Source organism: Thermosinus carboxydivorans Nor1 (genome assembly GCF_000169155.1).
In the GTDB taxonomy this organism is placed as follows: domain Bacteria; phylum Bacillota; class Negativicutes; order Sporomusales; family Thermosinaceae; genus Thermosinus; species Thermosinus carboxydivorans.
Window position 1 is genome coordinate 165,054 of the sequence record NZ_AAWL01000004.1, and the last position, 25,172, is coordinate 190,225.

Annotated in this window: 20 protein-coding genes and 2 pseudogenes; 4 read left to right on the plus strand and 18 right to left on the minus strand. The window is 48.1% G+C overall.

The genetic code is table 11. The features are described 5' to 3' along the window. Positions 1-2 precede the first annotated feature (2 nt). The 4 genes and pseudogenes from TCARDRAFT_RS04870 to TCARDRAFT_RS15730 all read right to left on the minus strand — a co-directional run bounded on the left by TCARDRAFT_RS04870 (position 3) and on the right by TCARDRAFT_RS15730 (position 3,805). Complete coding sequence (locus TCARDRAFT_RS04870) at positions 3-1,022, minus strand: 5-oxoprolinase subunit C family protein (protein ID WP_007288901.1); 1,020 nt, start codon at positions 1,020-1,022, stop codon at positions 3-5. Beyond that, a complete protein-coding gene (gene pxpB, locus TCARDRAFT_RS04875; RefSeq protein WP_007288902.1) occupies positions 1,019-1,771 on the minus strand; it encodes a 5-oxoprolinase subunit PxpB in 753 nt (250 codons plus the stop codon). The genes TCARDRAFT_RS04870 and pxpB overlap by 4 nt, the downstream gene beginning before the upstream one ends. A 60-nt stretch (positions 1,772-1,831) precedes the next feature. After that, a complete protein-coding gene (locus tag TCARDRAFT_RS04880) occupies positions 1,832-3,052 on the minus strand; it encodes an NRAMP family divalent metal transporter (RefSeq protein WP_007288903.1) in 1,221 nt (406 codons plus the stop codon). Between the two features lie 48 nt (positions 3,053-3,100). Continuing rightward, positions 3,101-3,805: pseudogene (locus TCARDRAFT_RS15730) on the minus strand (DUF2848 family protein). A 184-nt stretch (positions 3,806-3,989) separates the two neighbouring features. Here TCARDRAFT_RS15730 and TCARDRAFT_RS04890 point away from each other — a divergent pair. Further along, positions 3,990-4,763 carry a putative hydro-lyase gene (locus TCARDRAFT_RS04890; protein WP_040683074.1) on the plus strand — a complete coding sequence of 258 codons (774 nt, stop codon included), beginning with the start codon at positions 3,990-3,992 and terminating at the stop codon, positions 4,761-4,763. Positions 4,764-4,816: 53 nt separating this feature from the next. On the opposite strand, the gene tyrS is transcribed toward TCARDRAFT_RS04890, so the two are convergent. Next, entirely contained in the window at positions 4,817-6,034 is a 1,218-nt protein-coding gene (gene tyrS / locus TCARDRAFT_RS04895) for a tyrosine--tRNA ligase (protein WP_007288906.1), read from the minus strand. A 161-nt stretch (positions 6,035-6,195) separates the two neighbouring features. Between tyrS and TCARDRAFT_RS04900 the strand changes: the two genes are divergently transcribed. Then, positions 6,196-8,370, plus strand: a complete 2,175-nt coding sequence (locus tag TCARDRAFT_RS04900) for a transglycosylase domain-containing protein (protein ID WP_007288907.1) — start codon at positions 6,196-6,198, stop codon at positions 8,368-8,370. 602 nt (positions 8,371-8,972) lie between these two features. On the opposite strand, the gene TCARDRAFT_RS04905 is transcribed toward TCARDRAFT_RS04900, so the two are convergent. Beyond that, positions 8,973-9,296, minus strand: a complete 324-nt coding sequence (locus TCARDRAFT_RS04905; RefSeq protein WP_007288923.1) for a hypothetical protein — start codon at positions 9,294-9,296, stop codon at positions 8,973-8,975. Between the two features lie 149 nt (positions 9,297-9,445). On the opposite strand from TCARDRAFT_RS04905, the gene TCARDRAFT_RS04910 reads away from it, so the two are divergent. Both TCARDRAFT_RS04910 and TCARDRAFT_RS04915 read left to right on the plus strand, forming a co-directional pair. After that, complete coding sequence (locus TCARDRAFT_RS04910) at positions 9,446-9,766, plus strand: YbaB/EbfC family nucleoid-associated protein (RefSeq protein ID WP_040683058.1); 321 nt, start codon at positions 9,446-9,448, stop codon at positions 9,764-9,766. A 12-nt stretch (positions 9,767-9,778) separates the two neighbouring features. After that, positions 9,779-10,333, plus strand: coding sequence for a hypothetical protein (locus TCARDRAFT_RS04915; protein WP_007288925.1), 555 nt, complete (start codon positions 9,779-9,781; stop codon positions 10,331-10,333). Positions 10,334-10,365: 32 nt separating this feature from the next. On the opposite strand, the gene TCARDRAFT_RS04920 is transcribed toward TCARDRAFT_RS04915, so the two are convergent. From TCARDRAFT_RS04920 to TCARDRAFT_RS04970, 12 genes and pseudogenes are all read right to left on the minus strand, one after another. Further along, positions 10,366-10,899 (minus strand): ferredoxin domain-containing protein, encoded by a 534-nt coding sequence (locus tag TCARDRAFT_RS04920; protein WP_007288908.1) that lies wholly within the window; start codon positions 10,897-10,899, stop codon positions 10,366-10,368. A gap of 21 nt (positions 10,900-10,920) precedes the next feature. Next, positions 10,921-13,275, minus strand: a complete 2,355-nt coding sequence (locus tag TCARDRAFT_RS04925) for an endonuclease MutS2 (protein WP_040683059.1) — start codon at positions 13,273-13,275, stop codon at positions 10,921-10,923. A gap of 11 nt (positions 13,276-13,286) precedes the next feature. Beyond that, positions 13,287-15,797 (minus strand): DUF3656 domain-containing U32 family peptidase, encoded by a 2,511-nt coding sequence (locus TCARDRAFT_RS04930; RefSeq protein ID WP_007288910.1) that lies wholly within the window; start codon positions 15,795-15,797, stop codon positions 13,287-13,289. After that, positions 15,781-16,695, minus strand: a complete 915-nt coding sequence (locus TCARDRAFT_RS04935) for an alkaline phosphatase family protein (RefSeq protein ID WP_007288911.1) — start codon at positions 16,693-16,695, stop codon at positions 15,781-15,783. The genes TCARDRAFT_RS04930 and TCARDRAFT_RS04935 overlap by 17 nt, the downstream gene beginning before the upstream one ends. Before the next feature lie 60 nt (positions 16,696-16,755). Next, entirely contained in the window at positions 16,756-17,421 is a 666-nt protein-coding gene (locus TCARDRAFT_RS04940; RefSeq protein ID WP_007288912.1) for a DUF421 domain-containing protein, read from the minus strand. Between the two features lie 84 nt (positions 17,422-17,505). Next, the gene (locus TCARDRAFT_RS04945; RefSeq protein ID WP_007288913.1) at positions 17,506-17,760 is read right to left on the minus strand and encodes a cell division protein ZapA; all 255 of its coding nucleotides are present in this window, start codon (positions 17,758-17,760) and stop codon (positions 17,506-17,508) included. Positions 17,761-17,905: 145 nt separating this feature from the next. Next, a complete protein-coding gene (locus TCARDRAFT_RS04950) occupies positions 17,906-19,306 on the minus strand; it encodes an amino acid permease (RefSeq protein ID WP_007288914.1) in 1,401 nt (466 codons plus the stop codon). Between the two features lie 220 nt (positions 19,307-19,526). Next, positions 19,527-21,957 (minus strand): annotated as a pseudogene (pheT, locus tag TCARDRAFT_RS04955) (phenylalanine--tRNA ligase subunit beta). A gap of 21 nt (positions 21,958-21,978) precedes the next feature. Next, positions 21,979-23,004, minus strand: a complete 1,026-nt coding sequence (gene pheS / locus TCARDRAFT_RS04960; protein ID WP_007288917.1) for a phenylalanine--tRNA ligase subunit alpha — start codon at positions 23,002-23,004, stop codon at positions 21,979-21,981. Between the two features lie 279 nt (positions 23,005-23,283). Beyond that, entirely contained in the window at positions 23,284-23,397 is a 114-nt protein-coding gene (locus tag TCARDRAFT_RS16370) for a YqzL family protein (protein ID WP_143005867.1), read from the minus strand. 53 nt (positions 23,398-23,450) lie between these two features. Further along, a complete protein-coding gene (locus TCARDRAFT_RS04965) occupies positions 23,451-24,263 on the minus strand; it encodes a TrmH family RNA methyltransferase (protein WP_007288918.1) in 813 nt (270 codons plus the stop codon). Beyond that, positions 24,260-24,919, minus strand: coding sequence for a potassium channel family protein (locus TCARDRAFT_RS04970; protein WP_007288919.1), 660 nt, complete (start codon positions 24,917-24,919; stop codon positions 24,260-24,262). The genes TCARDRAFT_RS04965 and TCARDRAFT_RS04970 overlap by 4 nt, the downstream gene beginning before the upstream one ends. Positions 24,920-25,172: the final 253 nt, after the last annotated feature.

Here is a 25,172-nt window from a genome sequence, read left to right on the forward strand (position 1 = left end):
CGCTACACCTCCGTAATTTCTACCCGATAGGTCTGCTCGCCTATCTTGACGTTAAATACCCTTGTTGGTCGGGATGCATAATCAGCCGCCCAAATAGCCTGAATCTGAGCGTAAGTCTGTTGTTCGACCCGCAGGGCCGCAACCGCTTCTTCATCGGTACAGCGGACAAACGAAACCGTATCGCCCGGTTTTGCCTGCGCCAGTTTGGGCAAATCAGGTCCGATAACCGTGCCAATCTTGGCATATCCTCCCGTTGTCTGGCGGTCGGCCATCATAACAATGGGCATCCCGTGCCCCGGCACCTGAATAGCTCCCAGACATAACGCATCGGAAACGATATCCGGTTTGCCGCTGTGTTCAATTTTTTCTCCTTCTAACCGGTATCCCATCCGGTCAGCCTCAGACGATATGGTATAAACGGCCGTGAACAGTGTATCAATTCCTTTGGTGGTAAAAAGGTCATCCTGCGGCCCCAAAAGTACGCGCAGCTGGACGTGATTGCCGTATTGGGGAATAAATTGTTCGGGGAGATGGCGCGGCACAGCGAGATACTTCCCCTCACAGCCAACCGGCAGTTGATCTCCGGTCTGCAATTGCCGGCCTTGATAGCCGCCAACACCGGCCCGCGTGTAAGTAGACCTACTACCAAGCACAATAGGTATGTCAATACCGCCATGAACGGCCAGATAAGCACGACAGCCCGTTACGGCATAATCAAAAGTCAACTCGCTCCCAGCCGGTACCCAAAAGGAAGACCAGTTGCGAATCTTTTGCCCGTTCAGCATACCTTGCATATCAGCGCCGCACACCGCCACCAGACAGTCCTGTTCAAACCGGAAGCTTCCTCCACGCAGGGTCATTTCCAATACAGCAGCATTGTCGGCATTACCGGCCAGAATATTGGCAAGCCTAAAGGCATACCGGTCCATGGCGCCGGCGACAGGCATCCCAAAAGCCTGATACCCCCAACGTCCGTAGTCCTGTACGGTCGTAAACAGCCCGGGATTAAGAACGGTAATCACGACTTAATCCCTCCTTCTACCGCCATTTCGGTAATTGTTGGTGCATAACGACCAGCCGCAACATCTTTGGCGATCGTCTCATATTCTTCGGCCGATACGGCATAGAACTTAAGATAATCACCAGCAGCAAACAAGAACGGAGTAGCCGCTTGCGGATCAAATGCTTTTACGGGCGTCCGTCCGATTAACTGCCAACCACCAGGGCTTTCTATGGGATAGAAACCTGTTTGCGTTCCTGCAATACCGACAGAACCGGCCGGTATTCTTGTCCGGGGCTTTTCCAACCGGGGTGTGGCAATACGCGGCGACATTCCGCCCAAATACGGAAATCCCGGAGTGAAGCCCAGCATATAGATAAGGTATGGAACAGAAGTATGAATCTCAATTACTTCAGCTTCTGTCAGACCGTTATGGTTAGCCACAAACCCTATGTCCGGACCAAACTCCCCGCCATAACATACCGGAATATGAATGATGCGCGCCTTACTGTCGCCTGTTTCCGCAGTGTTTCCACTGGCAAGCAAAGCCATTGCCTGTTCGGCTACCGTTTGCCGCGTAATAATTAATGGATCAAAATAAATTAACAACGACCGATAGGTGGGTACGACTTCGATGATGCCCGGCAATTTCTGTCCGGCAAGCTGGCGGCCAAGTTGATGCACCCGCCGGTTGATGTCGGGGTCGATGGCCTGGCCGAACTCAACGACTATAGCCTGCTCGCCAGCCGGTAGTATTCTTACCCCGTCCATAGGTAGCACCTCCTCAAGAGTGAGGCACCATGTAAATTACATGGCGCCTCCGTTCATTTTTTATTTATTCCAAAGTGCGGCAATACCCTGAAGCGACATGGCACCGGCATAAGCCGAGACGAGAGCAGCCAAAATTCCGAACACAAGCAGCCAGGTCGGATGCTCGTAATCGCCAACAATCTTCTTATTACGGGCAGCAAGCAACATTGATCCAAGTGTAATCGGCAAAATAAGACCATTAAGCGAGCCGACAATGACTAATACTGTTACCGGTCTGCCCACAAACACAAAGACAAGGGTGGAAAAAACGATAAATAACATTATGAAATAGGAATTATATTTATCGACCACCTTAAACATGGACCGCAGGAAGGAAACACTCGTGTAGGCGCAGCCAACAACAGAGGTAATGGCTGCTGACCAAAGGACGATGCCAAAGAACTTATAGCCCAAATTACCGGCGGCAATTTGGAATACCGAAGCGGGAGGATTGTTTTTGGCCAGGGTAGCGCCGGCCGAAACGACGCCAAGAACCGCCAGGAACAAGATCACGCGCATGACACCGGTAATTAAAATGCCGGTTACGGAACTTTTATTAACTTCCTTAAGATTCTCATGGCCAACAATGCCCGCGTCAAGCAGCCGGTGCCCGCCGGCAAAGGTAATATAGCCGCCCACGGTACCGCCGACAAGGGTAATCATCGGCAGCAGCAGGCTGCCGTAGTCGGACGGGAAGACAGCCTTAACTACCGCCTGCCCAACCGGTGGATTAGAAATGAGCATGACATATGCCGTAAGCAAGATCATGACAGCCCCCAGGGCTTTGGCTACCATGTCCATGGCGGCGCCGGCTTCTTTAGAAGCAAAAATCGCCAAGGCTATTATACAGGATATTATCGCCCCCGTCTGCTCTGTAACGCCAAACAGAACGTTAAAACCCATACCGCAACCGGCAATATTGCCGATGTTGAAAGCCAGACCACCCATGACAATTAACAGTGCAATAAAATGACCAAGACCGGGAAAAACCTTATTAGCCACATCCTGGCCGCGCATGCGGCTCATCGTAATGACGCGCCACACGTTCATCTGAGCCCCGATGTCAATGATAATTGACGCCAAAATGGCAAAGGCGAAGTCAGCGCGAAACTTTTCCGTAAACACCGTGGTTTGGGTCAAAAAACCCGGGCCGATAGCCGAAGTAGCCATGATAAATGCTGCCCCTAGCAATACGGACCAATTTGATTTGGAAGCCGGTTTGGTGACTACTGGTTCTGCCATTATATACCTCCTCAAAAACTTATCCCGTCTGTGCTTGCCTAAACAGATTTACTTAATTCCCTCAGGCAATACCTGCACGGTATATTCATGCCTAAGTGCTCGGCCCAATACCGGGTCAATCATTTCCAGTTCGTATTTATCGGCAAAAATAAGCGCTTTGCCGACCGTATTAATCGTCCCGGAGAAAAAGACGCTGTTGTTCAGTTTGGTAATACCCAACTTTGTAAAAATAGGTTCCCATTCTTCCCAGCGCATGAGGGCGCCAAGCGTGGCATCCTGATAAAGAACCCGCTGGCCATCTTTTGTCGCCCAACATTTTAACTGAATTTGATCCCAGTGATCCTTTACATCCTCGTACAGCCACACTTCTTTGGCTATGATGTTGGGACAAGCCTGTTTGGATTTGGCAACGCTGAAATTTTCCAAATCCCTGTCAGTATGATCGCTGCCAACAGTAACATATGTCCTGCCGGCCTGCCACAGCAAAACATATTCGACTTCCCCAGAAGTTTTCGCTTGTTATGCACTTGAATTCGGTCCGCCCGTTGTTAAATTATAATTCGCTAAAGGATAAAGCGTAGGCGTAGTAGTCGGAGCGGGGACGCCGACCTTGGCCAATTCTTCAATATGCTCCCTTACATGTTCCTGATTGCGGCCAGCGTACCCACCGTTATAAATGTTCTCAACTACCATTCCTACTTTGTCGCAGCCACCACTTTTATAAATGACTGTCAACTCAAGCAGATTTTTCATTAAACCCCTCCCCAATAATACAAAAAAGTTTTGTTATAACAGGAACAAATGTATTTATACGATAATAAATGTTCCATTAATTGGTTAAAAATCCTTCTTTAACGGAAGGTATTGCAACATTTTTTGTATAATAAATAGATAAAAATTCTTAATAGGAAAGGTGATTTGTTTGGATTTGTCACAAATGCATCCGAAAGCCGTTAAAGCCATGATCAGGCAAAACCAGCTTGTCCAGCCAACTTCCGGTATGGCCAAAGGATACGCTCAGGCTAATCTAGTCGTTCTTCCCAAAGACCTGGCTTTTGATTTTCTCCTTTTTGCCCAGCGCAATCCCAAACCTTGCCCCATCCTCGATGTTACTGAAGTAGGTTCGCCTGAACCGGCATTGGTTGCACCCGGTTCCGATTTGCGCTATGATATCCCCAAGTACCGGGTCTATGTAAAAGGCCAGCTTGTTGAAGAAGTCCTGGATCTCGAGAGGTATTGGAATAAAGACCTTGTTGCTTTTCTGCTAGGCTGCAGTTTTACGTTTGAAACAGGACTGTTGGATGCCGGAATACCTGTCCGACATATTGAAGAAAACTGTAATGTTCCCATGTATATTACAAATAGACAATGCATCCCGGCGGGAGTATTCCGCGGTCCCATGGTAGTCAGCATGCGCCCCATCCCGCAAGAGCAAGTAGTCAAAGCAGTGCAGGTAACATCACGATTTCCCGCCGTGCATGGCGCTCCCGTTCATATTGGAGATCCGGCGGCCATAGGGATTAAAGACCTTAGTACACCCGATTTTGGCGATGCTGTAACCATAAAGCCTGGAGAAGTTCCTGTATTCTGGGCGTGTGGAGTTACCCCTCAGGCCGTAGCCATGACGGTCAAGCCCGAATTAATGATTACACACGCTCCCGGACATATGTTCATTTGTGACATCCGCGACGAAGACCTTGCCGTATTTTAAAAATTAGAAAGGCTAGACCGCTATACATCGGTCTAGCCTTTCGTCGTTGAAAGCTATTTTGATAAGACTATCTTAGCAAATTTTCGTTTGCCGACTTGGACTACCATACCATCGGCAATTGTTACTTCTTCATCTACATTGGTAATTTTTTCGCCGTTAATTTTGACCGCTCCCTGCTGAATGGCGCGTTTGGCTTCGCTATTGCTGACAGCCAGACCAAGTTGGACGAGCAACTTGGGCAGCCACACGGGAGCATCACTGGCCGGTAAGCTGATCTCCGGCATATTCGTAGGAATGTCACGCTGCTGAAAAACGCGAATAAATTCCGCTTGAGCATTGTCAGCCGCTTCTATACCATGATATAACCTAACCAGTGTATGAGCCAAACGCATCTTGGCATCGCGGGGGTGAAGCCCACCTGTCTTCAGGCCATGCCGGATAGCTTCCAATTCTTCCAGGCTTACATCGGTAACCAGTTCATAATAACGGACCATCAGGTCATCGGGGATAGACATGGCTTTCCCGTAAATTTCACCAGGCGGTTCATTTATACCAATATAGTTACCCAGGCTTTTGCTCATTTTATTGACGCCATCAAGCCCCTCCAAGATAGGCATCATAATCGCCACCTGCGGTTCCTGGCCAAACTGTTCCTGCAGGTGCCGTCCCATCAGCAGGTTAAATTTTTGGTCAGTGCCGCCAAACTCAATGTCCGCCTTTAGCGCTACTGAGTCATAGCCCTGCATAAGAGGATAAAAGAACTCATGAATACTGATTGGCCGCCCCTCTTTAAACCGCTTGGAAAAATCCTCCCTTTCCAGCATCCGGGCAACGGTATATTGCGCGGCCAGTTTGATAACGTCAGCAAAGGACAGCGGCGCTAACCAAGAGCTGTTAAATACTACTTCTGTTTTTTCTTTGTCAAGAATCCGGAAAATTTGCTCCTCGTAAGTGCGGGCGTTAATGCGAATTTCTTCTTCAGTAAGCTGTTTGCGAGTCTCCGATTTACCGGTCGGGTCGCCTATTCGACCAGTAAAATCGCCGATGATAATAATAATGTGGTGCCCCAGGTCCTGAAACTGCTTGAGCTTACGGAGCACCACCGTATGTCCGAGATGAATATCCGGCGCGGTAGGGTCTAACCCAAGCTTTACCCTAAGAGGTACACCCGTGCTGACAGAACGCTTCAGTTTTTCTACCAACAGCGGTTCTGGCAGGATTTCGGCGACCCCGCGTTTAATTATTCTTAACTGTTGTTCAACAGGTAGCATATCCTTCCTCCCCAAAACGCCAAAATGAACTTTTTACCTTATTTTGGTATCATTCAGCCGCATTATAACATAACATTAAGTAATTTGCAAATTAACCTAATTATGCTTAAGGTGCTGTTTATGATATAATAATTTGTATGCTGGCAAGTTAAGGAGGCATTATGAGTAAAAAACATAACGAGCAAGGTCAGCACGACCGACGCCGCCGCGGCAAAATCGGAAGGCTGATCGCCATTGCGCTGATTGTTTTTGCTGTTATGGTCGCAGGCGCAGGACTAGGCTTTGTAACGGCAAGTATTCATACTATGCCAAGCCTGAAAGGGGAAATTCGTCCTGCCGCATCGTCGCAGGTTTTCGATAGCAACGGAAAATTGATCGCAACTATCCACTCTGTCGAGAACCGCCTTCCCGTATCTATTAATAAAATTCCTAAAGACTTGCAAAACGCCTTCATCGCCGCTGAAGATGCCCGGTTTTACCAGCATATTGGCATTGATCCCCGGGGAATTTTACGGGCCATTTGGGCGAATATTACCGATCGGGGCGTATCAGAAGGTGGCAGCACAATCACGCAACAACTGGCCAAAAATGCCCTTCTGTCGCAAGAACGTACCCTAAAGCGGAAAATCCAGGAAGCCGTACTCGCACTGCAAATTGAGCGACAATACAGTAAAACCGAGATTTTGGAAATGTATCTTAACCAGATTTATTTCGGACAAGGTGCATATGGCGTCCAGGCTGCCGCGCAGGTATATTTCGGCAAAAATGTTGAGAACCTCTCTTTAGCGGAATGTGCAATGCTAGCCGGTATTCCGAAAAGCCCCAATTACTACTCGCCGGCTAATAACTTTAAAGCGGCCAAAGAACGGCAACTTACTGTCCTCAACCAGATGGTCAAGTATGGATACATTGACGAAGCCACAGAGGAAAAGGCTAAGAAAGAAGAAATTAAATTAGCATCACCTTCCGCGAAAGACAGACCAACAGCATCCTATTTTGTTGACTATGTTGTCCAGCAATTGATCGATAAATACGGCGCCGATGCCGTATATAAAGACGGTTTAAAAATTTATACCAGTCTCGACCTGGATATGCAGCAAGCCGCAGAGCGCGCCATGGCACAACTTCCTACCGCATATACGGATAAAAACGGAATTAAACAGCCCCAGGGAGCGCTGGTGGCGATAGATCCGCACACAGGCTACATCAAAGCAATGGTCGGCGGCAGGGGCAACGACCAATTTAACCGGGCCATCATGGCAGAACGTCAACCCGGTTCAGCTTTTAAGCCTTTTGTATACCTAGCAGCCCTCGAAAATGGCTTTACAGCCGCTTCGATTATAGATGATAGCCCTATTTCCTTTGGCAATTGGTCTCCCGTAAATTATGACGGCAAGTTCCACGGACCTGTTTCATTGCGCACCGCCCTTGAGCAATCACTCAATGTGGTAGCCGTCAAACTGGCACATCAGGTCGGCGTAGATAAACCCCTGTATTATGCCCAGCAGATGGGGATTTCTACATTAGTCTTGCATGGCAATCCCAACGACCGCAACCTGGCGATGGCCTTAGGCGGCCTTACCCGTGGCGTAACACCGCTGGAAATTGCGAGCGCTTACGGTGTATTGGCCAACCGCGGTATTAGGGTGGAGCCTGTTGCTATTATTAAAGTCGTTGACCGCAATGGTAAAGTTCTCGAGCAACACACCCACCGCGAAAAAATTGTCATTAACGAACGCACTGCTTATCTTTTGACAGACATGCTGCGTGGTGTAATCACCCACGGTACCGGTACGAGAGCCAATATCGGCCGCCCGGCCGCGGGCAAAACGGGGACAACCAGCGACTATAAAGACGCCTGGTTTGTGGGCTATACCCCTGACCTGGTTGCTGCTGTCTGGCTGGGCTATGACAATGACGGGTATCTAGAGGGCATAACCGGAGGTTCTATCCCAGCCAGTATTTGGCGTACCTTCATGAGCAGCGCCTTAGCTAAATACCCGGTACGGGACTTTGTGACGCCCCAAGGCATTGTTGTCGCTACCATATCGACTAAAGACGGACTGCTGGTTACCGATCCGAATAACAAGGAAAGCCGCAAGGAAATCTTTATTGAAGGCACGCAGCCGACCCAACCTAGCCAAGCAACCAATAAACCTAATAATCACGATAACAAAGACGAAAAAGATAAAAAATCAGACGAACAAGCCGATAACAAGACTGGCGATAAAGCATTACCCCCTCCGCCTGCCCGGCAGGATAAACCGGTCACTGCGCCTACTACACCGGCTACCCCGCCGCCGCCCAAACCAGAGCCTAAAAAAGGCGGACCATAACATCAAAAAAAACACGCGAATTTCTCGCGTGTTTTTTTGTATGCCCGCATATATATTCAATAGATGTACTATACTTAACCACGATCAAGACATGTTTCACTGAGTTCTTCCCCAGCAAACTAAATTACTAGATGCTAGTCGTATCTTCTTCAACAAAGAAGAACAGCAGCAGAATTATTATAATGAGGATAATCACCCAGCTACCATTACCAAAGCCACAACGCCCGAAACCCATAAACTACTCCTCCTTTCCTTAACTCAAGGGGAATTTAGGTTTAGCGATAATCCTTAAATCATATGTTCCTACTTTGAAGATCCTAACCCTTATAAAATTCAGGAACACGATGTCCGTGTCCCTTAATGGTTAGAGATTATAAAGTGGTGTTAACGTCTTCTTCAAAGAAGAACAACAGAATGATAATTATTATGAGAATCCAAACAAACCCACCATTGCCAAATCCGCAACCTCTTGCCATAATATAACCTCCTTAAATGTATCATTTGGGGAGGGCTTTTGTGGTGCCCTCTTTCTAATTTCAATATATGGAGTTGGCAAGAGAAGTGTTACACCAGGGCGCCGCACATTTTGCGAGAACGTGTTCTCACTTCAATAGTTTTCTGACATGATTTGGCACTTCCGCTGCCGTTTTTAAAGATTGCAAGGTAGTATTCATGAGTTCAGTTACGTTTCTGATTTTATCAATCGAAGCAGTCATAGTGCTTATCCTTCTGTCCATATTTACATTATCAGACATCAGGGTAAGCAAAATTACCAATAATTGAGAGCCAGAATTAGGATTATTAAATATTTTTCTAAGCAAACTAACTGGCTTTACAGGTTTTGCCAGTTTTGCCTTTCCTGTTGCCGCTTCGCCATTGGCGGTAGCGCGTTCCCGCGGTTTTCTTTTATTCAACCCAAAGGCCATTTTATTTCACCCCTTAAAGTCCTCATTTATTTCTAATCTAATATATGACTAGCGACCTACATCGGTCTCGAGGAATAGAAAAGACATACATTAATTTTCTAATAAATGAATAGATTAACTTAAGTTTAAAATTTATGGGGGTGAAGTTTATGTTGGAGAATCTAGGAAGCATTATGGAAATGGTGAAAAAAATCCAGCAAAATATTGAAAACGTTCAGGAAAATTTAAAAAATGAACGTATCGAAGTTTCAAGCGGCGATGTAATAAAGGTTGTCATAAACGGCCAGCAAGACATTATATCGATTGAATTAAATGCAAAATATTTAGCGCCGGATAATGCAGCTCTCCTTCAGGATTTGCTTGTGGCTACCATAAATAATGCTCTTACTAAATCGCGCGACCTTAATCAGACTGCCATGAATAAATTGACATCAGAGTTAAATTTGCCGAAAATCCCGGGGCTATTTTAAGGGGGCATTAATATGGCAAATGACAATCCCGATAAGCCTATAACCCTTCTCCACTCGATAATTCGTATGCTTGATGCCGCGGTTCAAAGTACCGCAGGCTATAGCACAGTTATGGATATTTTGGCTCTAATCTGCCTTTTCCTTATTCTGAACCGTCACCAAACATCGAACGTAACTGCTTTACCGCCTTCTGCAGGTAATCCCTTGCAAAAATTACTCGGCGAGTTAGGCAAATCCAATGATGGCAGCCTGCCTGCAGATGCTCTCTCTAAACTACTGCCTCTATTGAATAATTCACAAGTCAAATCGAAGTTAACCCCTGCCAATATTGCTGCTATCCTTGGACTACTAAATAGTTTAAGCAGTGGCGAAAAGCAAGAAGGGAAGAACGAGAAGCAGGAAAAAAGTGAAAAGGAAGAAATAAATACAGAACCGAAAAAGAATACGCCAGCCGCTACGATAACAACGGTAGACGTGGATACCGAAGGGCACAACAAAATTACCACTGATCAGGATACGGAGAAAAAAGACGGTGGTCGTTATTTAAACTGGAAAAATCATTTTTAATCAAAAAACTGAGGTGCAAACACCTCAGTTTTTCATGTTCTATCAAAAAAGGGGTTTTTTCCGGAAATGCTTAGGGGAATGCCATAGGCAATTTTTACAACGTCTTCTTCAAAAATGTCCAGATTGAGAGCAGCCCGGCCGATGCTAAACATAACACGGTTATCGACATGATGCTGGGCCGCGACGCTTACGGCCGAGCCAATAGCAATACCCAAATCGCCTATGCTGATAGCACAAAGACCATTGTTTTTTTCGTTTTCGGCACAGTTGGCAAAACCGCAATAGCCGCAGCTAGGTACTCCCAAAGGTTTCACTTTTTGTCCGAGGAGTACAACCAGTGCAGCCTTGTCTATACAAACAGCATCCCTTTCAAAAAATTGCGCACCTGACGTCTTGGCAATCCGGCGCATTTCTTCCGCCAACTGGTCTTTCACTCGGCCTTTCACCACCATAGCAATCAAATTGTCCACACCTTTGGCTTTTGGCGCTGTTCTGGCCGCCACGCACATCAGGTCAGCAACATGCTCGATAGCGCGTTCCTCGATCTCCCGGTATTTAGTTATCATCTGTCTCTCCCCCATGTTACTTTACTTTAATTTAACAACCGTTACCCCGTCCCCGCCCTCACTAAGCTCACCGATGCGCGTCTCAACTACATGCGGATGGTCTTTAAGATAAGAGCGAACTCCCTTGCGTAAAGCGCCTGTACCTTTACCGTGAATCACGTTTACTTCACTTAAACCGGCAAGGAGAGCATCATCCAAGTATTTTTCCAATACTGTCTCGGCCTCGGCAACGGTCATACCTCGGACGTCAATTTCCCGAGAAACACTTTGAACTTTAGCAAAGTCTACGCTTACCCCCTTATGCCCGTGACCAGCCGGTGCCATTTCTTCTACTATCCGACAAGCAGCCACAGGCACGTTTACCTTTAAAACGCCTAATTGAACAACCGCCTCCCCGTCCTTAATTGCTAAAACAGAGCCCTTTTGCCGCAAAGTTGTTACATAAACTGTAGAGCCCGGCGTCAACAAGGCGGGAGGTGCTGTCTTTTCGGCAGCGTCAAGTTCCGGATGATGCAACTCAGCCATCTGTCGCTGCAATTGCCGCCGCGCATCCGCGATAGCTTGCTGCCGCTCTTTATCGCTCGCAACGGAAAACTGTTCCTTAAGACGGGCAATAACCTCTTCAGCCTGCCGTCTGGCTTGGCGAACAATACTCATCGCCTCTTCCTGCGCCTTATCAATAATTTCCCGTCTGCGCGCTAAAAGCGCTGCTTCTTCCTGGGCTAATTTCTGGCGCAGGGCGGCTACTTCCGCCTCTAGCTCCTCCGCTCGCCGGCGGCGCTCTTCATATTCTTTCTTTTCTTGTTCTAAAACGGCCAAAATCTTTTCAAATTGGGCATAATCTTTATCTAAAAATTGTCTGGCCCTATCGATCAGCTCCTGTGGCAGCCCTAACCGACGGCTGATAGCAAAGGCGTTGCTGCTGCCGGGAATACCAATCTGCAATCGGTAGGTAGGACGTAATGTATGTATATCAAATTCTACGCTAGCATTCTCAATTCCATGTCTGGAGTAAGCGAAAGTTTTAAGTTCACTGTAATGAGTGGTGGCAATCGTCCTGGCCCCCGCACTGTGTAAATATTCAAGAATGGCCATGGCTAAAGCCGCCCCTTCACCCGGATCAGTACCTGCCCCGATTTCATCAATCAGTACCAGGTCATGGGCCGACACTTTCGCCAATATTTTTACTAAATTGGTCATATGAGCCGAAAACGTGCTCAGGCTCTGCTCAATACTCTGTTCGTCGCCAATATCGGCAAAAACATTTCTAAATACTGGCATTTCCGAGCCTGAACCGGCAGGAATGAACAACCCGGCCTGAGTCATAAGGGCAAATAGCCCGACTGTTTTTAAAGTTACCGTCTTACCGCCGGTATTTGGCCCAGTAATAAGCAAAATAGAAAAGTCCTCACCCAATCTTACGTCGATCGGCACAACTTCATCACGGGGAATCAAAGGATGCCGAGCTTGCCGCAGAAAAATTCGGCCTTTATCATTTAATAGCGGCATATTGGCTTGCATATCCAGCCCCAGCTTAGCCTTCGCAAAAGCAAAATCAAGGGCGGCCACTATTTCGCTATTTTGACGAATGGCATCGACATGGCGGGCAACCTGTGAACTTAAAGCCGCAAGAATGCGTTCCACTTCATTTTTCTCCGCCGCGACTAGTTGCTTGATGTCATTGTTGAGGTTGACGACGGCCATCGGTTCGATAAAAACAGTCGCCCCGCTCGCCGACTGGTCATGAACAATGCCTGGAAAATGATAACGATGCTCCTGCTTAATGGGGATGACATAGCGGTCACCCCTGATGGTAACTAAAGCCTCTTGAAAATATTTTTGGTACTCTGCGGAATGTAGAATTTGGTCCAATTTTTCCTTTACCCGCTGCTGCGCTACCCTAATCTCCCGGCGAATGCGGGTGAGTTCTACACTCGCTTCGTCGCGCACTATCCCCTGTTCACTCACGGTACTTTCAATGGCCGCTTCCAAATTCCGCAAAGCGGTAATCCGCCCTGCTTTCTCGGTCAAAAGCACGGATGACGGCTTTGCCTCTGTCAAAAACTGTTTAAGACGACGGGCCGCGTACAGTGTACTTGCAATAGCAAGCAATTCTTCCGGTTCAAGGACCGCCCCGATTTCCAGCCGGCGAAGAATAGCGCGAATATCACGCGCTCCGCCAAACGGGACATGGGACGAAGCCAAGAGAATGTCCCGTGCTTCCCTTGTTTCCCGAAGCCGGTTTTCAACTTCGTTCCAGTCGTCAGCAGGTTCAAGGGCCAAAGCCAATTCCCGGCCCATGCTGGTAACCGTTGCCTCGGCCAGCATATCACGAATTTTTACAAACTCTAAAGTTGTCAGTACCGATGTATCCATTGCCTTCTCCTTCATAAAACGCCCCTAAAATAATGCCCCCTGGTTATGTCCGCATGCTCAACTACGGAGAAATCGCCCTTAATTAACAGAGGGTGGGCTTCACCATAGTCCAATAACTGACGGTACAATTGAGTAACTCGCTGCACATAGGCAGGGTCGCCTGTTTTCGCTTCAATGCGGATGCGGTCAATTCCGAGCTGAATAAACTTCATGACATGGGGCAGCATACTAAGTTCTTTGGCATTTAAAATATGCATGCGGCAAAACTGATCAGTCGCCACGGCAAACTTTTCATTCATCCGGTCGCGGAGCCAATACTCGCCGCGCCGGCAGGCTTGGTTGCAATTACCGGTATGTAGTCCGCCGATAAAGCTGCCGACCACACAGTATTCAGAAACCATTAAAGGCAAATAGCCGTGGACAATACATTCCAGCGCTGCACTGCCCCAGCCGGCAATATTCTCAATCTGGCCAAAGTTTAACTCAGGCGATAGAGTCAGGCTCGCCACTCCCTGCGCAACGAGAAAACAAACGGCAGCACTATTATAGATATTGAAAGAAAAATCGGCATGTAGCGGCAGAGAACATATTGTGCGGGCAATATGCAAAGAACCAAGATTACCTACACTAATAGCATCCGGGCAAAGTTCACTAAACAATTCCAGTTCTTTGCGCAGACCCGGCATCTGCCATTCCTTTACCAGCCGCGGTGTATTTAATATTATCTTCCTACCGTAATGTCGGGTAAGTTCAACGGCCTGACGGTATTCATCAGCCGTTATCGCCCGGTGGGTATAAGTCTCGCCGCCATACAACACCCAGTCAGCTCCGGCAATCAGCGCGGCTTTAAGCTTTTCCATGGTATCAACATTAACGACGAGTTCGGTTTTCACTTTGGTTCTGGCAGCCTTATCCGGTGGGCACAGCTCTTCCAAAGTAATACTCCTTGGCGACAGATCCGGGCGGCGATAACGGGACAGCCGCGCCTGCTCCAAGGCTTCGACGGCCTTACGACGCGCTTCGTTGATTTCGCTTAGCGGGACCATTGCTTCGCCTTCAATCCGGCATGTCAAGTTCCGTAATGCAAAAACGGTAGTACCTAGGCGCTCAAGCTGTTTTTTTACTGTCTCCTCGGTAAGCGGCCGTTTGATAGCCCTTTCTGCGACAAAATTGGTTGCAGCGGCGCCGCGAAATCCATCCACATCAGTAAAAGTAATAGTCAACGGTCGTCCTTCACCGACATCCACTTCGGCATCCACCGCAATGCGGCGCAAGGGGGCGCCGGCGTTGAAAAAAGCGCGTGCCCGTTCCATCAGCTTAGCATCAAACGTTTTAAACACCCGGTCACCCGGCCTTACCGGTGACGGAACGGGTATTGCTACGGCCCTGCCTGCCGGTGCTTCCGGGACATCTTGGCCCTGCAGTTTCAGCGAGGTCACGTTCGTGCAAACCCGACCGCCTACTTTAACCCAAAATTCTACCATATCGCCAAGCGCCAACGGCTCATCCAGCCGAATTACCGCCGTCTTCTCCCGCGGCAAATAGTCTATTACCCGGCCAATACGAACGCCGCGATTATTAGGACGACGGTCACTCATCATAAATCTACCTTCTTTTCCGAGGAGATAGGCGGTTGTAAAATCGCGGTTAAAAATTTGCGCTAAATCCTTATGGTCCTGTGTACTTACGGTAAAATTCGTTTTATTGGCCAAATAAGCATCTATCGCGCGCCGGTATGTGTCAACCACTACCGCGACATATTCCGGTCGCTTCATCCGACCTTCAATTTTAAACGAAACAACGCCAGCCTCAATGAGACGGGGTATATGTTCGATAGTCTTTAGGTCTTTGGGACTTAATAAATACTCGCCCGCATCCCGGCCTTCAAGGACATTGCGCCCCTCTTTGTCCACCAGGGTATAAGGAAGACGGCAAGGTTGCGCACATCGCCCGCGGTTGCCGCTGCGCCCGCCAATTAGGCTGCTCATAAGACACTGCCCCGAGTAACATATACAAAGCGCGCCATGAATGAAAGTCTCAATTTCAATGGGAGCATGACGACAAATATAAGCTATATCATCCAAAGAAAGCTCGCGGGCAAGTACTGCGCGGGTAAAGCCGTGCTCGGCCAAAAACTGAACTCCGGCCAAGTTATGAACTGTCATCTGCGTACTGGCGTGAATAGGCAGATGGGGCACAACGGCTCTGGCGATACAGGCCACGCCGATGTCCTGTACAATAATCGCATCCACGCCGATTTGGTATAAATAATGGAGATAATCAATAAGCAGCGGCATTTCCCCATTATCTACGAGGGTATTGACCGTGACATAAACCGAAATGCCGCGTAGGTGAGCCTGCCGCACAGCCTCTGCAAGCTCTTCGTCGGTAAAGTTAGGTGCATAATGGCGTGCCCCAAACATCTTGCCACCTAAATAAACCGCGTCGGCGCCGCTCTCTAGTGCCGCTAAGAGCGCCTCCTTACTCCCTACCGGGGCAAGCAGTTCAACCACTGTTCTCATTCCTTTCCAGCATCCCAATAATGGTTGGCGTGACATCCGTTAATTGTCTAATTTGCTCGGCCACTTCCGTACAACGATAGCCAAACACTATAACCGGGACAGGATTATATGTATGAGTCCTAACGCTAAAATCTTCAAAATTCCCGTGATCACTGGCGATGATTACCGTCATATCAGTTGGCGCCATCTGCCAAATGGCCCCAAAAAACTCATCCAGCCTGTTGACAATTTGAGCCGCTTTCTGCCAATCCTGTTTATGCCCACACCGGTCAGTCTGAAAATACTCGAACATGGTGAAATGGTGCCGGCAGGCGATTTCCACCAGGCGGCGCCCCGCCAGAGCAGGAGTAGTCAAAGGGACGGATAAACCGGCTTCCGCTAACATTTCGTTGGTAAGGTCTTGATAGACGGCATCGCCTTTAAGCAGTTCGGCCACCGACCGCAATGGCTGTCCGGCTTCTAAGACAACCAGCGTAGTTACTGCGTGTCGCCGCTTACGTGCCGCAACCAGGTTTAGATAATCAGGCATATACATATTGGCCGATGTTGCCAGGTATTTTTTGTCAACCAATCTTTTCATAATCCCGTACTGGCGAATAAATTCCGTCAGTTGCGGTCCGGGAAAGCCAGCCACGTGGCGCCCTAGTTCTTTTGCGACATTAACGCCGGTTAAAAGCGCCGTTTGTCCGGTCGCGCTCTGCGGCAGTCCCTCTGTATCCAGTCTAGCGTCAACCGGGACAAGGCAAGCACGGCTGCTCACAAAACGGTCTATTTCCTGAGTTAGCGGTCTGCCGAAAAGCATCTCAAAAAAAGACATGTGAAAGCGGATAAGCGGGTTCACCGTTTTATCACTGATGCCAAGGCCAAAGCCATCGACAAAAACTAATAACACGTGCATGAAGTAATAGCAACCGTCCTCCTTATGAAATGGAAAAAGAAGGGTGTTATTCCCTTCCCTTTAATGCAATTCTTTCCCCGCTTCTTCTTGACCGTCCAGTACCATCTCTTGCCGCTGCTTGCGGATTTGCTCGGCGAGACAATGTATGTCGGCCATAAACTGTTCCACCTTAGCCCATTGCGCCCCTTGTGGACTAAGGGGGTTTTCATAAAAACTTTTTAAGAAATCAGCAAAATCTTGTCTGGTGAGCGGTTCCTTTTCCGGTACCTTAATAACTGAAAAGGTGCCGCAGCTTTCCAGTCGCGCCAGTTTGATATCCTTAACGTTGGTAATATCCATGCCTAGCTTATGGAGTTCCTGGCGCAGGTCGTCATAATTAAACTGTGTTTTTACAAAGTTTTCGCGAAGAATGCGTCCATTTTCAATTAATGTGACCGGCGCCCCTTCAAACCATTTGCGGAGCGTCTTATTTTTAAGAGCCAGGTACGCCAATAACTGTTGGAGTAATAATAAGCCAATCAATCCTTCCGCGCCAGCCCACAGAGCTTCCGTGCCATCCATCGCTACATTCGCTACAATATCGCCTATTCCGACCATAAGCACAAAATCGAAGGGTGAAAGCTGGCCGACGGCCCGATTGCCCATAACTCGTACGACAACAAGGGCAACCGCAAAAATGGCGATCATCCGCAATATCACTTGCCCTACGCCTTCGTAACCAAACATAGCACCACTCCTTCTGTCTGTTATTATGAACAAACAGAAAGAGCTATATTCCGAAGCAAACAGTGACGCCGCGGGGCAACGGCATCATTTTTCGTCCTTTAGCATTTTTAACAGTTGTTGATAATCTTGTTCCAAACGCAAATACTCGTCGGCAATATTCAATGCGGCCAATACGGCAACTTTGGACGGAGACAGCCGGGAATTCGCCTTAGCAATTTTTTTCATGCGCTCATCCAGTATAGCTGCCACGCGTAATATCCGTTCTGGCTCAATATCGCCTTTTAAGGCGTATGTTTCTCCAAATATTTCAACTGTAATTTTTGTTTTTTTGCCGTCCATAGCGCCACCTAACTATTTTTAATATCCTCAAAATTTCCCGCTAATTTTTGCTTAATTCGACCCGGCCTTTCTTTTTCCTGCCTTCAAGAGAGAAAAGGCAGTTTATGTGACATAAACTGCCTACTTTTAAAAATAATAACTAGCGCTATTCAGCTTCGATCGCTACCTTCTGTTTGTTCAAAGCACTGTTACGGTAACTATAGACAAAATACACCGCTAGGCCAATGGCGCTCCAGATAATAAACCGAACCCAAGTTTCCCCAGGCAGATTATACATCAAATAGCCGCACGACAGAACAGCCAACGGAGCCACAATCGTTACCGCCGGACACCGGAAAGGCCGATGAACATCAGGTTTGGTGAAACGGAGGACCAAAACCCCTACCGCTGCAACAACAAAAGCAAACAAGGTGCCAATATTAGTCAGTTCAGCAATAATGCCAATCGGCGTAAATCCGGCAATCAACGCAACGGCAATGCCGGCGACGATAGTAATAATGTGTGGCGTACCGTACTTAGGATGAATTTTACAGATACTGGCGGGAATAAGCCCATCACGTGACATGGCGAAAAAGATACGGGTCTGACCATACATCAAAACAAGTAGTACCGTAGTAATACCAGCAATTGCGCCTGTGCCCACCAAAGCCGAACCTATATTATAACCAATGGTCCGCAGAGCGTAGGCAACAGGTTCAGCGTTGTTAAGTTGCTGATAAGGAACAACGCCAGTGAGAACGCCGGCAACGGCAATATAAAGGATCGTGCATACTGCGAGCGAACCTACAATACCAATCGGCAAATCACGGTTAGGGTTGCGGCATTCTTCCGCAGCTGTTGCGACAGCATCAAAACCGATATAAGCGAAAAAGATGATGGCTGCGCCTGCGGCAACACCGGAAAAACCGTAAGGCATAAGGGGGGACCAATTAGCGGGATTCACCTTCGGGCCAGCTAGTGCGAGAAAGATAAATACCGCAGCTAATTTAATAAACACGAGAATTTTATTTAGGGTTGCGCTTTCTTTGGTACCCCGCACCAGTAAGGCACTCAGGAATAAAGCAATAACCATTGCCGGAAGATTAACAATCCCTCCATCTGCGGGAACGGCTGTGAACGCATGGGGCAATTCAATTCCCGCCGATTTAAGGAGACCGACCATATACCCTGACCAGCCGGCCGCAACAGCGCTGGAACCGACGGAATATTCCAGGATTAAGTTCCAACCAACCATCCAAGCGATAATCTCGCCTAAGGAAGCGTAAGAGTAGGTGTAGGCACTGCCCGCAATTGGAACCAAGGCTGCCAGCTCGGCATAAGCCAACGCGGCAAAAGCACAGGTCAAACCAGAAAGAACAAACGAAAGCATAATTCCCGGGCCGGCATACTTAGCGGCGGCGACCCCAGTTAAAACGAAAATGCCAGTGCCAATAATGCAGCCGATGCCTAACATCACCATGTCTAAGGCCCCTAGCGTTTTTTTCAGACCTTTTTGTTCGGCGCCCTCTTTCAGCAAATCAATGCTCTTGGTGCGAAAAATGTTCATTATGTCTCCTCCTCTTCAGCAGTATAGTAGTAAGCATAATACTAGAATTTGCAGATAGGTAGCACCTCATGAAACACTTCGCACAAAAAAATAGGTCGGCGATAGGACCGACCCATCTTTCGTCCAAGTGAGGCGCCTACGTCCATTTCGGTTTACAGTTTAACACAAAATTCGACATAGGTAAAGTGATCAATGCATTTTCTTCATAGACATTTGTGGGTTAAAGCCGCAGTTTAGCATCCAGCGTCCTTTCGAGATAAAGAACAATTTCCTTATAGTAAACTTCTACTTCACTATCCGTTAAGGTTCGATCCCCGGCCCGGAAAGTAAGGGAGAATGCTAAACTGCGTGACCCCTTCGGTACTTGCTCGCCAGTGTAAACATCAAAGAGCTTTACATCAGCCAATAGCGGCCCGCCACTTTCCCAAATAGCGCGAGTTACGCGGTCAACGGAAATATCACTCGCCAGTACTACCGCCAGATCGCGCACGATTGCCGGGAACCGGGGCAAAGGTTGGTACGCCGGTATAGGAACAGCATGCTTCAATAAAATTTCGGCAGTTATTTCAAACAAATATACAGGACGATTCAGCCCAAATGCGTCCAAAACCCTTGGATGCGCTTCGCCAACTACGGCCAAGCGGTCGCCGTCCTTTACAAAAACGGCGGTTTTGCCCGGATGAAGGGCGTAGTGGGTTCCTTGTTCTACCTTATATCCGCTAATACCGATACTTGTAAGCAACGTTTCGACGGCACCTTTGGCGTCATAAAAGTCGACAAATTCTTTTGCTTGATTCCAAGCAACTTCATGCCGCCTACCGGTCAAAACACCGCACACCATCAGCGGCTCCTGCGGGAAATCCTTGAGAGGAAGCTGCTCCGGCCGATAAACTGCCCCTACTTCAAAAAGCTTCATATCTTCGTTCTTCCGGGAAAGATTACGTACAATGGTTTCCATTAAGCCGCCAAGCAGCGTCGTCCGCAGCAGCGGAAAATCATCGGTAATGGGATTGAGAAGCGGAATAGCCGTCCGCAAACTGCTGTCCGGCGGCACATTTAGCTTGTCCAGCACGGCAGGATGCGTAAAGCTGTATGAAATAGTCTCCGTAAAACCAATCCCGGCCAAAATGGTTCTGGTCCGATCAATCACGTTCTGCAGACTGCTCTGACCACCGTAAACTATGTCACCACTGGGAGTTGTAGAAGGTATTTTGTCATATCCGAAAATACGTGCAACCTCTTCACATATGTCGGCCGGACCAACAACGTCGGCGCGCCAGGTTGGAACGGTGACCGTGATCTTTTCGCCATGCACATCCACATCAAACTCCAAACGGCGCAGAATATCGACCATGGTCGCCTGCGGCACCTCAGTACCTAGAAAACTGTTCACTTGCTTGGCCGTAAAGCTAATTTGTCGCGGCAATACAACGGTCGGATATTGGTCAACAATGCCCGGGCACACCGTGCATGCACCCATATCTTCCAATAGTTTGGCTGCCCGATCCAAGGCACGGACGATATTGGCAACATCGACTCCCCGTTCAAACCGTCCCGACGCCTCCGATCTCAGCCCCAATACCCGGGAAGTCCGTCGGATATTGGCGCCATTAAATGCAGCTGCCTCAAGCAAAACGGTCTTGGTACTTTCCCGTAACTTCTGTAGCCAATCCACCCATTACGCCCGCAATGCCAACGGCCTGTACCGCATCGGCAACAACCAGCATGTCTGGAGTCAATTCCCGCTTAACGCCGTCCAATGTTGTCAGCCGCTCGCCCGGATAGGCCCGACGCACAATAATCTGGTGACGAGCCAAAAGATCATAATCGTAAGCATGCATAGGTTGCCCCATTTCCAGCATGACAAAATTGGTGACATCTACTACATTGTTAATAGGACGCATGCCTGCCGCCTGCAGGCGATGCTGTAACCAGAGCGGTGAGGGACCCACCTTGACATTGCGTAAGACTCTTGCCGCGAAACGCGAACATAAGGCAGGTTCATCAATCGCAATATCAATCAGGGACGTCGCTTTTTCCCCGCCCGTCTCCCGTAAATTAAGCATAGGTTTACGCAAAACGCCGCCGGTTAAAACGGCAATTTCTCTAGCTAAGCCTAGGACGCTAAAACAATCCGCCCTATTTGCCGTCAATTCGAATTCCAAAACCACATCATCGAGGCCCAAAGCTTCCTTTATATCAATCCCAATGGGTGTATCGGGCGGTAAAATATAAATACCGTCGCGCAGCTCCGGCGAAATGGTCTTACTATCCAACTTCAGCTCCTCGGCTGAACACAGCATGCCGTGCGACTCGATACCCCGAAATACTGCGTGGCCAATTTCCTGTCCGTTTGGCAATTTCGCCCCTACCAAAGCGACAGGTACAATTTGCCCTTCCTGAACATTAGTGGCTCCGGTTACAATCGTTAATTCTTCCCGTCCCGTATTAACCCGGCACACAGACAACCTATCGGCAGCAGGATGTTTACAAATTTCCTTAATCTTACCCGTTATTACCCGTTCGATGTTTTTACCCAGATACTCGACACAAGCAACAGGAATACCTGCCATAGTAAGTTTTTCGGCTAACACTTCCGGACTGTCCGTAAATGCTACATAATCCTTTAACCATTTTATGGACGCGCGCATACATTTCCTCCTTCATCACTATTAGCGAAATTGCTGCAAAAACCGCAAATCGTTTTCATAAAACAGCCTGAGATCGTCAATCCCATAAAGCAGCATCGCAATGCGTTCCACTCCCATGCCGAAAGCAAACCCGCTCACCACGGCCGGATCAAAATTGCTCATTTCCAGAACCCGTGGGTGAACCATGCCGGATCCGAGAATTTCCAACCAACCGGTGCCTGAACAAACGCGACAGCCTGTCCCCCCGCACATAACGCAGGAAATATCCACTTCGGCGCTCGGTTCGGTAAAAGGAAAAAAGCTGGGACGGAACCGTACCCTTACATCGCCGCCAAAGATCTCCCGGAGAAAAAGTTCCAAAGTGCCTTTTAAATCAGCAAAACTGATGCCCTTGTCAATAACCAGCCCCTCAACTTGATGAAACATGGGCGAATGTGTGGCATCATAATCACGCCGGTAGACTTTGCCGGGAGCAATAATACGAACCGGCTGGTTTGGCTTTACGGACTGCATCGTCCGGACTTGAACCGGCGAAGTATGTGTGCGCAGCAAAAATTCCTCAGTAATATAAAAAGAGTCCTGCATGTCACGTGCGGGATGATCCTGAGGCAAGTTCAAAGCCTCGAAATTATAATAGTCATTTTCTATTTCGGGCCCTTCGGCTACTTTGAAACCCATGCGCATAAACGTTTCTTTAATGCGATTCAAAGTTAGGGTTATAGGGTGTAAATGACCGCTGGGCGGACGGCGCCCCGGGAGAGTTACATCAATTTTCTCGGCAGCGAGCCGCCGCATAAGTTCGGCCTGCTTTAACTCCTCTGTTTTACTCGCGATAATTTGTTCTAATTCTTCCCGAATTTCGTTGACAATTTGACCGATGCGGGGACGCATTTCAGGGCTAAGCGATCCCATGCTTCGCAAAACAGCTGTCAAACTTCCTTTTTTACCTAAATATTTGACCCGCAACTCATGTAAGGTCTCCATGTCGGACACCCGCGACAATTCGTCAACTGCCGTATTTTTCAATGTCTGCAATTTTTCTTCCATACATACCTCCACCGATACAAATTTAGCTTAAAAATGATAAATAAAAAAGACTCTCACCCTCAAGGGGCGAAAGTCCAGACTCCCGCGGTACCACCCTAATTTGTACTCATTTTCCTCTAACGCGGAAAACGCGTCCGGCCTACTTGGACAAACAATGTCCTTTCAGTCCGAAAGCTCAGGAGTGAACTTCCGCTAGCCGTGTTGAATACGCTCTCAATCTATGGCGTATTCTCCCTGTGAAACCGTACTAGCCTACTCTCTCCATCATCGCCAAATTCACTATTGAAGCATCAAACGCTTATATAAAAGATACGCAGCAATGGAACCAGTGGCTTCAAACATTCTCCAAAAAAATTCGGCGGTCACTACCATGAGACACACCTCACTGCCCATTGTTGGAAATTTCAGGTCATTGCTAACCGTATTATAGCATAATACCCCTGAAATTACAAGTAAGCCACCCGCCGCTGCCGGCGGGCCTCATAGAGAATAACGGCAGCCGCTACCGCGACATTGAGCGATTCGGCACGCCCGTATAGCGGTATGTACAAACGCTCGTCCGCTTTTTCCAGTATTACCTTGCTTACTCCCGCTCCTTCATTGCCAAAAACAATAGCTACCGGACTGCGTAAATCAACATCATGATAAAGAGATGACGAATCTAACGCTGTAGCTAACAGGCGAATACCCTGCCGCTCTAAAAAGGCGGCAACCTCTTGCTCTGCAACCCCGGTTATCACCGGCAAATGAAAAAGAGAGCCCATAGTAGCCCTAACCGTTTTCCCGGAAAACAAGTCAGCACAGCCTTTCGTGAGGATGACGCCGCAGCATCCGGCAGCATCGGCGGTTCGCACCACTGTACCGACATTACCGGGGTCCTGAACATTGTCAAGAACGACAATGAGCTCCCGATCGGAACTTTGTAAGTCATCAAAGGTATATCGCTTTTTTTCCATTACACAAAGGATGCCCTGTGGTTGCTCCGTATCGGTAATTTTGGCATAGACATTATCTGCTACCGGAAATATCCGGCATCCCTTTGCCGCAAGAATTTCCAACGTTGCCTGCACCCGTGGCGCCGCTGCTGCTTTTTCCGTATAAAAACACATCGCTGGCCGCCAGGTGGAACCGGCTGCTTCTTCTACCAGCCGAATACCTTCGACAACAAATAGATTGTATTCATCCCGGTATTTTTTTTGTTTTAGTGAAGCTACTTTTTTTATCACTTGGTTGTTAGAACTAGTAATCATATCTGTCATTCCAATTCCTCCAGCCGTTGGATTCCATCATTTTGCCCTACAACAATCAAGACGTCCCCCGCGGTAATTTTTTCAGTAGGACTTGGTGGCACTAATATTTGTTCTCCCCGCTTAATCGCAACAACATTAATGGCGTATTTGGGCCGCAGGCCGGCCTCAATAAGCGTTTGCCCGACAAAGGCGCGCGGAGCGGCAATTTCTACTAAACCGAGATTAGGAGACAATTCAATATAATCTAAAACATTAGTGGAGACAAGGTTATGAGCAACACGCTGCCCCATATCGTATTCAGGGTACACCACCCGATCAGCGCCGATTTTTTTTAGCATCTTGCCGTGCAGCGAATTGCGGGCTTTGGCAACAATGTAGCGTACCCCCATTTCTTTTAACAGCAAAGTAGTAAGTACATTGGCCTGAATATCTTCACCAATCGCTACAACTGCTACGTCAAAATTCCGTATCCCCAGAGCTTCCAAACTAGCCTCGTCTGTTGTATCCGCCTGGACAACATGGGTTACTTCATCGCTAAATTTTTGTACGCGTTCCTCATTAATATCGACGGCCAATACTTGATAGCCGGACCGATGAAGCGAGCGGGCCACGCTTGTGCCGAAACGGCCAAGCCCTATGACCACAAACTGTTTTTCCTTTTTCACGCTTTACACTCCTGCTCAGTTTATCTCTAAAATAATTTTAGCAATTTTCCCCGAAAACAAACAGCACAAATACAAAACACCCCGCGTGTGAACGGGTGTTTTGGCTGAGCCTAGATTTTTTAAATGGCTTTGGAAATGCAGTCAAAACAGAGCATATATTTGCGCACCGATTCTTTTACTCCTTTTTTGACAACCGACATGAGGTGAATATAGTTTGCATTCGGATTTTTTGCCAATTCGGCTTTCAGTCTTT

Excerpts from the sequence above, each read along its gene's own strand:
- pxpB (WP_007288902.1), bottom strand. The coding sequence starts at position 1,771 with ATGGACGGGGTAAGAATACTACCGGCTGGCGAGCAGGCTATAGTCGTT.
- TCARDRAFT_RS04880 (WP_007288903.1), bottom strand. The coding sequence starts at position 3,052 with ATGGCAGAACCAGTAGTCACCAAACCGGCTTCCAAATCAAATTGGTCC.
- TCARDRAFT_RS04890 (WP_040683074.1), top strand. The coding sequence starts at position 3,990 with ATGCATCCGAAAGCCGTTAAAGCCATGATCAGGCAAAACCAGCTTGTC.
- tyrS (WP_007288906.1), bottom strand. The coding sequence starts at position 6,034 with ATGCTACCTGTTGAACAACAGTTAAGAATAATTAAACGCGGGGTCGCC.
- TCARDRAFT_RS04900 (WP_007288907.1), top strand. The coding sequence starts at position 6,196 with ATGAGTAAAAAACATAACGAGCAAGGTCAGCACGACCGACGCCGCCGC.
- TCARDRAFT_RS04905 (WP_007288923.1), bottom strand. The coding sequence starts at position 9,296 with ATGGCCTTTGGGTTGAATAAAAGAAAACCGCGGGAACGCGCTACCGCC.
- TCARDRAFT_RS04910 (WP_040683058.1), top strand. The coding sequence starts at position 9,446 with ATGTTGGAGAATCTAGGAAGCATTATGGAAATGGTGAAAAAAATCCAG.
- TCARDRAFT_RS04915 (WP_007288925.1), top strand. The coding sequence starts at position 9,779 with ATGGCAAATGACAATCCCGATAAGCCTATAACCCTTCTCCACTCGATA.
- TCARDRAFT_RS04920 (WP_007288908.1), bottom strand. The coding sequence starts at position 10,899 with ATGATAACTAAATACCGGGAGATCGAGGAACGCGCTATCGAGCATGTT.
- TCARDRAFT_RS04925 (WP_040683059.1), bottom strand. The coding sequence starts at position 13,275 with ATGGATACATCGGTACTGACAACTTTAGAGTTTGTAAAAATTCGTGAT.
- TCARDRAFT_RS04930 (WP_007288910.1), bottom strand. The coding sequence starts at position 15,797 with ATGAGAACAGTGGTTGAACTGCTTGCCCCGGTAGGGAGTAAGGAGGCG.
- TCARDRAFT_RS04935 (WP_007288911.1), bottom strand. The coding sequence starts at position 16,695 with ATGCACGTGTTATTAGTTTTTGTCGATGGCTTTGGCCTTGGCATCAGT.
- TCARDRAFT_RS04940 (WP_007288912.1), bottom strand. The coding sequence starts at position 17,421 with ATGTTTGGTTACGAAGGCGTAGGGCAAGTGATATTGCGGATGATCGCC.
- TCARDRAFT_RS04945 (WP_007288913.1), bottom strand. The coding sequence starts at position 17,760 with ATGGACGGCAAAAAAACAAAAATTACAGTTGAAATATTTGGAGAAACA.
- TCARDRAFT_RS04950 (WP_007288914.1), bottom strand. The coding sequence starts at position 19,306 with ATGAACATTTTTCGCACCAAGAGCATTGATTTGCTGAAAGAGGGCGCC.
- pheS (WP_007288917.1), bottom strand. The coding sequence starts at position 23,004 with ATGGAAGAAAAATTGCAGACATTGAAAAATACGGCAGTTGACGAATTG.
- TCARDRAFT_RS16370 (WP_143005867.1), bottom strand. The coding sequence starts at position 23,397 with ATGGGCAGTGAGGTGTGTCTCATGGTAGTGACCGCCGAATTTTTTTGG.
- TCARDRAFT_RS04965 (WP_007288918.1), bottom strand. The coding sequence starts at position 24,263 with ATGACAGATATGATTACTAGTTCTAACAACCAAGTGATAAAAAAAGTA.